Origin of the sequence: Neorhizobium descurainiae (genome assembly GCF_051400715.1) — a bacterium.
GTDB lineage: Bacteria > Pseudomonadota > Alphaproteobacteria > Rhizobiales > Rhizobiaceae > Neorhizobium.
The window spans coordinates 190,750-199,529 of record NZ_JBLFFK010000011.1 but is presented as its reverse complement, the minus strand read 5'-3'; the positions used below and the strand labels follow the sequence as shown (position 1 = coordinate 199,529).

At 61.6% G+C, this 8,780-nt stretch carries 6 protein-coding genes; 5 read left to right on the top strand and 1 reads right to left on the bottom strand.

The window, feature by feature from the left end:
- The first annotated feature begins 346 nt into the window (after positions 1-346).
- The 5 genes from ACMGE0_RS19635 to ACMGE0_RS19615 all read left to right on the top strand — a co-directional run bounded on the left by ACMGE0_RS19635 (position 347) and on the right by ACMGE0_RS19615 (position 8,028).
- Positions 347-1,297 carry a phosphoribosylaminoimidazolesuccinocarboxamide synthase gene (locus ACMGE0_RS19635; RefSeq protein ID WP_436817558.1) on the top strand — a complete coding sequence of 317 codons (951 nt, stop codon included), beginning with the start codon at positions 347-349 and terminating at the stop codon, positions 1,295-1,297.
- Positions 1,298-1,340: 43 nt separating this feature from the next.
- Entirely contained in the window at positions 1,341-1,943 is a 603-nt protein-coding gene (locus ACMGE0_RS19630) for a TetR family transcriptional regulator (RefSeq protein ID WP_436817557.1), read from the top strand.
- 165 nt (positions 1,944-2,108) lie between these two features.
- Positions 2,109-3,305, top strand: a complete 1,197-nt coding sequence (locus ACMGE0_RS19625) for an efflux RND transporter periplasmic adaptor subunit (RefSeq protein WP_436817556.1) — start codon at positions 2,109-2,111, stop codon at positions 3,303-3,305.
- 48 nt (positions 3,306-3,353) lie between these two features.
- Complete coding sequence (locus ACMGE0_RS19620; RefSeq protein WP_436817555.1) at positions 3,354-6,452, top strand: efflux RND transporter permease subunit; 3,099 nt, start codon at positions 3,354-3,356, stop codon at positions 6,450-6,452.
- Positions 6,453-6,585: 133 nt separating this feature from the next.
- A complete protein-coding gene (locus tag ACMGE0_RS19615) occupies positions 6,586-8,028 on the top strand; it encodes an efflux transporter outer membrane subunit (RefSeq protein ID WP_436817554.1) in 1,443 nt (480 codons plus the stop codon).
- An 83-nt stretch (positions 8,029-8,111) separates the two neighbouring features.
- Here ACMGE0_RS19615 and efp read toward each other — a convergent pair whose 3' ends face one another.
- Positions 8,112-8,681, bottom strand: coding sequence for an elongation factor P (gene efp, locus ACMGE0_RS19610; RefSeq protein WP_436817553.1), 570 nt, complete (start codon positions 8,679-8,681; stop codon positions 8,112-8,114).
- Positions 8,682-8,780 lie beyond the last annotated feature (99 nt).

Here is an 8,780-nt window from a genome sequence, read left to right as displayed (position 1 = left end):
CAGCATCCGCCAACTTCTCTAGGAGGTCTCAGAACAAAGGACTTCGTCGCCAGCAGCGCCGCCGCCCTCGTCAGTGAGCGGCGTTATAATCGCTCCCCAAGAAACAAGTCAACAGGCTTGAATCGGAAAAAACGAAGAATCGTGCAACACGTTGGAATGAATGTGAAATTCCGGTTCACACGGCCTTTCTTCGCTGTTAACCATTGTTAACGCATTCGTCGGGAGAACGCGCCGCAGGCCGGGGATGGCTTGAAGCCGCAGCGTGCAATTTTCGGCCATTCTTGTGCAGCCGCAGCAAAACATGCGATAGCGGAGGCACCCCGAAAATTCTTCAGAAAGTGGTTCCGTGCGCGTTCTCTCCGATGCCTTCATTCCCGAACTGCCGAACTATTACCGCGGCAAGGTGCGCGAGAATTACGACCTTGCCGACGGCAGCCGTATCATCATCGCCACGGATCGCCTGAGCGCCTTCGACCGGATCCTGACCGCGATCCCCGACAAGGGGCACGTGCTGACGCAGACTGCGCGCTACTGGTTCGAGGCGACCAGGGATATCTGCCCCAATCACGTCATCGCCCACCCGGACCCCAACGTCGTGATTGGCAGGCGCCTCGATATCCTGCCGGTCGAGATCGTCGTGCGGGGTTATCTCGCCGGCACGACAGGCACATCCCTTCTTACTCTTTACAGGAAGGGCGAGCGGACCATGTACGGGCTTAACCTTCCCAACGGACTGAAGGACAACGAAGTGCTGCCTGAACCGGTGATCACGCCCACCAGTAAGGCCTTCGACGGCGGCCATGACGAGCCGCTGACGCCGGAGGAGATTATCGACCGCGGCCTTCTGGCTCCGGAACAATGGGCGACGCTCTCCCGCTACGCGCTGGCGCTTTTTGCCCGCGGACAGGAATTGGCCGAACAGCGCGGCCTTATCCTCGTCGACACCAAATACGAATTCGGCACGGATAGGGAAGGCAACATCATTCTCGCCGACGAGATCCACACGCCGGACAGCAGCCGCTACTGGATCGCCGAAGGGTATGAAGAAGCCTTCCGGAACGGCACGCGGCCGAAAAGTTTCGACAAGGATTTCATCCGGGCCTGGGTGGTCGAGCGTTGCGATCCATATAAGGACGAGATCCCGCCGATCCCCGCGGATCTGGTCGAGGCGACCGCCGGGGTTTACCGCACCGCCTATGAAACGATCACCGGAGAGGCTTTCGTTCCCGATACCAGCGGCGCGACCGTGCTCGACCGCATCCGCAGGAACCTGGAGCCCTTTTTCGGCACGCATTGAGCTGCCGTCCGAAAAAACTGTCCGGTATTTTGAAGAGATGAGAGTGCGAAGACCGAGGCGAAAAGCGGAAGAGACGCGGGAGGATATCCTCGCTACGGCGGAAACCCTGTTCCGCGAGCGCGGCATCGCAAAGTGCTCGATCGCCGATGTCGCCCATGCGCTGCATATGTCGCCCGCCAATATCTTCAAGCATTTCCACTCCAAGGCGGCGCTCGCGGACGCCATCTGCGACCGGCATATCAGCCGCATGATCGGCCGGTTCGGGACACTGGACGAACCGGCGCCGGCGCCTGAGCGGCTTGCGATCGTCGTTCGCAAGCTCATGGAGGCGCATCTCCAGGACATTCGCGAAAACCCCTTCCTGTTCGAGATGATCTTCCTGATGTCCGAAGCCGATCTGCCGAGCGGACGGCATTACAAGGCATTGATCGAGACCCTGTTCGCCGATCTCATCCGCCAGGGGGTCGAGAGCGGCGCCTACAAATGCGTCGATCCCCATGCGGTCAGCCGGCATGTGGCGGCGGCCTTCGCAAGCGTGCTGCACCCCGTCATTCTGGCCAAGTCGGGCGAGACCGAACTCTACGACCGGTGCGAGGGCCTCACCAGACTTGTGAATGCTGCGCTGCAAAATCCTCTTGTAAAGTGACGATTTTTAACTTACGTCACTTCCCCGGCCATGAAAATGCCGGTTGAATCGTCTTTTTCGACCCCCACTGGCCTGACTGACTAAGACGGGTTAACTTCTCTGCCCCCCGCCCCGGCAATACCGTCTGCCGTGGCGATTGCCCAGACGCTTTGCTTGGATGACGCCATGACCGGACGCAAATTGATCCTTCCCCTGCTTCTTTCCGTGCTGCTCGCGGCTTGCAGCGATTCGGGCCAGCAGGCCGCCGGAGATGGTGGCGCGGGCGGCGCACCGCAGCGGCCGCCGCAACCGGTCAGCGTCGTGGCTATGAAGAAATCCGAGCAGCCGATCACCGCCGTCCTGCCGGGCCGCGCCTCCGCTTTCCAGATCGCCGACATCCGGCCGCGCGTGACGGGAGAGATCAAGGAGATCGCCTTCAAGCAGGGTAGCGAGGTCAAGGCCGGTGATCTTCTCTACAAGATCGAGGACAGCACCTATGCGGCGGAGACTGCGCAGGCGCGCGCCAGCGTTTCCAAGGCGGAAGCCAGCATTCCGAGCGCCCAGGCCAACCTTTCCCGTTACGAGCGGCTGGTGAATAGCGGCGCGACGCAGATCGAATACGAGAACGCGCGCGTGACCCTGCTCCAGGCGCAGGCCGATGTCGAGCAGTCCAAAGCCGCGCTGCAGGCCGCCGAAATCAATCTCGGCCTCACCGAAATCCGGGCCCCCTTCGACGGCGTCACCTCCATCTCCAATGTCAGCATCGGCAATATCGTCACCGCCAACCAGACGACCGCTCTGACGACGCTCCGGCAGCTGGACCCGATCTACATCGATCTGATCGATTCGAGCGCCAATCTTCTGGAACTGCGCTCCGCCATGGCTTCCGGCCGGCTGAGCGGCGACCCGCGCAAGGCGGATATACGCCTCACCCTGGAAGATGGAACCGAATATTCCCACACCGGGAAACTGGATATGTCGGAAATGGCAGTCAGCGAAACCACCGGCACCTATCAGATCCGCGCCCAGTTCGACAATCCCGACAACATCATCCTGCCGGGCATGTATATGCGCGCCACGGTCACGCTCGGCAACGAGAACGGCTATCTCATCCCGCAGCGGGCCGCGACACGCAACGCTCGCGGCGAGCTTTCCGCCAAGTTCGTGACTGCCGACAGCAAGGTCGAGACCCGCACTTTCCCCACCAGCAATGTTTCCGGCAACAATTGGCTCGTCACGGAGGGAATTGCCGATGGCGACCGCCTGATCGTCGACGGCTTCCAGTGGATCGCCGAAGGCGCGACCGTCCAGCCTGTCGAGGCGACGGTCGATGATCAGGGCTTCGTCGTCGAAGCGGCAAAGCCTGCGGCCGCCCAGCCTTGAGAACAGAGCAGAACCGGTAACGACGAAACGCCGCAAGGAAACAATTGAATGGCCAACTTCTTCATCCGGCGACCGGTCTTCGCCTGGGTCATCGCGATCGTCATCATGCTCGGCGGCGCGCTTGCCATCGTGACGCTGTCCATTTCGCAATACCCGGAGATCGCCCCGACAACGGTTCGCATTACCGCGTCCTACAACGGCGCAAGCGCCGAAACGGTCGAGAAATCGGTGACAAGCATCATCGAAGACGGCATGACCGGGCTCGATGACCTCACCTACATGACGTCTTCGTCATCGACGGGACGCTCGGAAGTCTCCCTGACCTTCGGCAACAGCATCCTGCCGGACATCGCCCAGGTTCAGGTACAGAACAAGCTGCAGCTTGTGCAGTCGCAGCTGCCGGACGTGGTACAGCAGGCGGGCATTCAGGTGGCACGGTCCACCTCAAGCATCCTGATGGTCGGTGCGCTCGTCTCTACCGACGGCAAACGCAGCTCGGTCGATCTCGGCGACGTCTTCGCCACGCAGATCGAAGACCAGGTAAAGCGGCTCGAAGGCGTCGGCAGCATCGATATCTTCGGCTCCGGCTACGCCATGCGCGTCTGGCTCGATCCCTTCAAGTTGCAGAAGTACCAGCTGACGGCAGCCGACGTGACCTCGGCCATCGAGGCGCAGAACACGCAGGTTTCGGTCGGTTCCCTTGGAGGTCTTCCTGCAACGGAAGGTCAGCAATTGACCGTCACCATGACGGCGCAGAGCCAGTTGACCACGGTCGACGAGTTCGAGCGGATCATCCTGAAGGTGGAGCAGGACGGCGCCACCGTACGTCTGAGCGATGTCGCCCGTGTCGAGATCGGTCAGGAATCCTATGGCGGCAGCTCACGTCAGAACGGCCTTCCCTCCACCGGTTTTGCCGTCAACTTGGCAACCGGCGCCAATGCGCTCGACACGGCAGCGCGCGTGAAGGCGCAATTGGCTGAGCTCGCGCCCAATCTTCCGGACGGCGTGGAAATCACCTATCCCTATGACACCACGCCATTTGTTCAGCTTTCGATCGAAAAGGTCGTCCATACTCTGATCGAGGCCATCATCCTCGTCTTCGTGGTGCTTTTGATTTTCCTGCAGAACCTGAGGGCAACATTCATTCCGATGATTGCGGTGCCGGTGGTGTTGCTCGGTACCTTCGGCATCCTGGCGATCACCGGCTATTCGATCAACACGCTCACCATGTTCGCCATGGTTCTGGCGATCGGCCTGCTGGTCGATGACGCCATCGTCGTGGTGGAAAACGTCGAACGCATCATGGACGAGGAGGGCCTGGGTCCTCTCGAAGCGACCGAAAAATCCATGGGCGAGATCACCGGCGCGATCATCGGCATTGCGCTCGTACTCACCGCCGTCTTCATTCCGATGGCTTTCTTCGGCGGCTCGACCGGCATCATCTACCGCCAGTTCTCGGTCACCATCGTGTCGGCCATGCTCCTGTCGGCGCTGGTCGCCATCGTACTGACGCCGGCGCTTTGCGCCACCATGCTGAAGCCGATCGATCATCACAAGAAGCGGCGCGGCATCGGCGCCTGGTTCAATCGCGGTTTCGACCGCACGACCGGCGGATACGTCTCCACGATCGGCTACCTGTTGAAGCGTCCGCTGCGGGTGATGGTGATGTTCGCGCTGGTCATCGGCGGCTGTGCCTGGCTCTTCACGAAGCTTCCAAGTTCCTTCCTGCCGCAGGAAGACCAGGGCGTGCTGCTGACCATCATTCAGACGCCCACCGGCTCCACCACCACGCGCACGGATGAAGTCGTCAAGAAGGTCGAAGCCTATTTCAGGGAGCAGGAGAAGGATAGCGTCGATACCGTGTTCGGCGTCCTCGGCTTCAGCTTCGGCGGCAGCGGGCAGAACAATGCGATCGTCTTCACGAAGCTCAAGGACTTCGCGGAGCGCACGAGGCCGGAACAGTCGGCCGCAGCCGTCGTGCAGCGCGCTGGCGGCTATTTCTTCACGCTGCGCGATGCTCAGGTCTTCGCGCTGCTGCCGCCTGCCATCCAGGGTCTCGGCACATCGAGCGGCTTCTCCATGTATCTCGTGGACAGCGGCAACAACGGCAATGACGCCCTGACGCGGGCATCGCAGCAGCTCATGCAGGCCGGCACGGGCAACCCGAACATCAGCTCGCTGCGCAGCAGCACCCAGCGCTCCGAAACCCAGCTGAAAATCCTGCTCGACCAGGAAAAGCTGGGCGCCATGGGCGTCGATCTCGCTTCGGTCAACCTGATGCTCGCCACCATCTTCGCCGGCCGCGACGTCAACGATTTCACGCTGAACAACGAGTTGAAACCGGTCTATGTCCAGGGCGATGCGGCCTATCGCATGCAACCGGACGACCTGAAGCACTGGTATGCGCGCAACAACAAGGGCGAAATGGTTCCCTTCTCGTCCTTCAGCACGGTCGAATGGATCAGCGGCACTCCGCAGCTCGCGCGCTTCAACGGCACGAGTGCGATCCCGCTGGAAGGCGCTGCAGGCCCAGGCGTCAGCACCGGCCAGGCGATGGACGAAATGGAACGGCTGACGGCGCAATTGCCGGGCGGCTACTCCGTAGCGTGGCAGGGGATCTCCTATCAGGAACGGCTTTCTGGTTCGCAGGCACCGATGCTCTACGCGCTCTCGGTGCTGATCGTCTTCCTCTGCCTCGCGGCGCTCTATGAAAGCTGGTCGATTCCCTTTTCGGTCATTCTGGCGGTCCCGGTCGGCGTGCTCGGCGCGCTGGCTGCGGCGCATTTCCTCGGGCAGGAGAATGACGTCTACTTCAAGGTCGGCCTTCTGACGACGATCGGCCTGGCGGCGAAGAATGCGATCCTGATCGTGGAATTCGCCAAGGATCGTCAGGAGGGCGGAATGAGCATGGTCGAAGCGACCCTGGAGGCGGCCCGGCTGCGCTTGAGGCCGATCGTCATGACGTCGCTCGCCTTTATTCTGGGCGTCGTCCCGCTGGCCATCGCGACCGGAGCCGGCTCCGCCGCCCAGAACGCGATCGGTATCGGGGTATTGGGTGGTATGCTTTCTGCAACACTCCTCGGAATTTTCTTTGTTCCGTCCTTCTTTGTTGTCGTTAGGCGGTTATCAAACCGTGAAAAAGCGTAGCATAAAGCATACGTTCGTTAACGTATTAGACGTTGAATGCCGTCAGGGGCCGCACGAATCGTTCCTGACGGTGCAAATCGGAAGCGGCATGAATGTCTGACTTCCACGCGTTGTAGGGCACCGGGACAGAAAAATGTTATTCATTCGTGTTGTCGCTCCTCTGACCACCGTACTCCTCCTCTCGGGCTGCGTCGTCGGCCCTGACCATACGCCGCCGGAAATTGCCCTCCCGGGCAAGTTTGCGGAAGCCGGCGCCGCCAGCAACGGGGACGTGTCGCAGGTCGCCTGGTGGAAGGCCTTCAACGACAGCCGCCTGAACGGCTATGTGCAGCAGGGTCTGAACCAGAACCTCGACGTGCTGCAGGCGCTGGAGCGAATCAACCAGGCCCAGGCCTCCGTCGTCAGCGCCGGCGCAGGCTCCCTGCCGTCGCTCGATCTCGGCGCTTCGGCTGAACGGAGCGGCACCAAGGACATCGGAGGGCCGCTCAGCCCGACGTCGGCCAGCCCCCAGACGACAGTCGGAGGCAATCTGACGGCCTCCTGGTTCCTCGATCTTTTCGGGCTTTATCGCCGCTCCAAGGAATCCGCCCTTGCCAATCTCGATGCGGCCTATGCCAATGTCGACGTGGCGCGGCTGACGCTTCTGTCGCAGGTCGCCTCCTCCTATATCGATGTGCGCTACTATCAGGAACGGATCGCCATCGCCCGGCAGAACCTCGAATCACGCCGCGAAACGTTGAACCTCACGAAACTGCAGCTTGAAGCGGGTGCCGCATCCAGGCTCGACGTCGTCCAGTCGGAAGGTCTCGTGAATTCGACGCTCGCGGAGTTGCCCGGTCTCGAAACCCAGTTCCGGACTGCGGCCCACCGCATCGCCACTCTTCTCGGCTTGCCGGCCTCGTCCCTGGTTAGCGAGCTTCAGAAGGGTGCGCGCCAGCCCGTCGCACGCTTCAACGCGAGGGCCGGCATTCCTGCCGACCTCATCCGCAACCGGCCCGACATTCGTGCTGCCGAACGCCAGCTCGCAGCCGCCGTTGCGGAAATCGGCGTCGCGGAAGCGCAGCTTTATCCGGCCATCACGCTCGGTGGTTCGATCACTCCGTCCTACACCAGGATCGCCAGTGGCGAGAGCGGCGTTCTCGGCTGGTCGTTCGGACCGGGTCTCAGCCTGCCCATTTTCGATGGCGGCGCGCTCCGTGCGAACCTGTCCGCCTCCGAATCCGCGGCCCGCGAACAGTATCTCGTCTGGAAGCAGACAGTGCTGGGCGCCGTGGAAGAAGTGGAAAATGCGCTTGCCGCCGTGGCCCGCGACCGCCGCACGGTCGAGGCCCTGCAGGCTACGGTGAGATCCTATCAGGAAGCGTTGCAGCTCGCGACCGCGAGCTATCGCGACGGCGCATCCTCGCTGCTCGACGTTCTCGATGCGCAGCGTCAGGTCTCGACCGCTCAGGCCAGCCTTGCTCAGGCCGTGCAGCAGGTCGCCCAGGACTTTGTCTCGCTCAACGTGGCGATCGGCGGCGGCTACGGCTTCGGCCAGGTCGATGCCAAGGTCGCCGCGGCACTGGCCAAGAAATAAGCCCGGCATTCGCCGACAACAAAAAACCTCCGGAGCAGCGGCTCCGGAGGTTTTTTTTATGACAGCTTGAAAAACTGGAGAAATCAGTTCTTGGCGCGTTCGACGTAGGAATTGTCCTCCGTCGCGATGACGACGCGGGTGCCGGCATCGATATGCGGCGGCACCATGGTCCGGATGCCGTTGGAGAGGATGGCCGGCTTATAGGAGGAGGACGCCGTCTGCCCCTTGACGACCGGTTCCGTTTCGACGATTTCGAGCGTCACATGGCGCGGCAGCTCGATCGCCAGCGGCACGCCTTCGTGGATCGAGAGGATGCAGGTCATGCCTTCCTGGAGATAGGCCTTCTGGTCGCCCATGGTATCGACATCGACCACGACCTGGTCGTAGGTCGCCGGATTCATGAAGTGGAAGCCTTCGCCGTCTTCGTAGAGGTACTGGAAGTTGACGTCTTCCACGAAGGCGCGCTCGACCTGTTCGGTGGTGCGCCAGCGCTCCGACACCTTCACGCCATCGACGATGCGGCGCATGTCCACCTGGGTGACCGGCGTGCCCTTGCCCGGGTGGAAGTTCTGGGCAGTGAGAACGACATAGAGCTTGCCGTCGACTTCGAGGACATTGCCCTTGCGGACGGAAGAGGCGATGATCTTGACCATGGGATTCCTTGTGGTGCGTACCGGCTTGTAACTGCCAAAAATGCGTCGTAGAGGACCGGGCGATAACCGGCCCGAAGGACGGCCCTCGTTACCGAGTGT

Coding starts and splice junctions, on each gene's coding strand:
- ACMGE0_RS19620 (WP_436817555.1), top strand. CDS start 3,354: ATGGCCAACTTCTTCATCCGGCGACCGGTCTTCGCCTGGGTCATCGCG.
- ACMGE0_RS19625 (WP_436817556.1), top strand. CDS start 2,109: ATGACCGGACGCAAATTGATCCTTCCCCTGCTTCTTTCCGTGCTGCTC.
- efp (WP_436817553.1), bottom strand. CDS start 8,681: ATGGTCAAGATCATCGCCTCTTCCGTCCGCAAGGGCAATGTCCTCGAA.
- ACMGE0_RS19615 (WP_436817554.1), top strand. CDS start 6,586: ATGTTATTCATTCGTGTTGTCGCTCCTCTGACCACCGTACTCCTCCTC.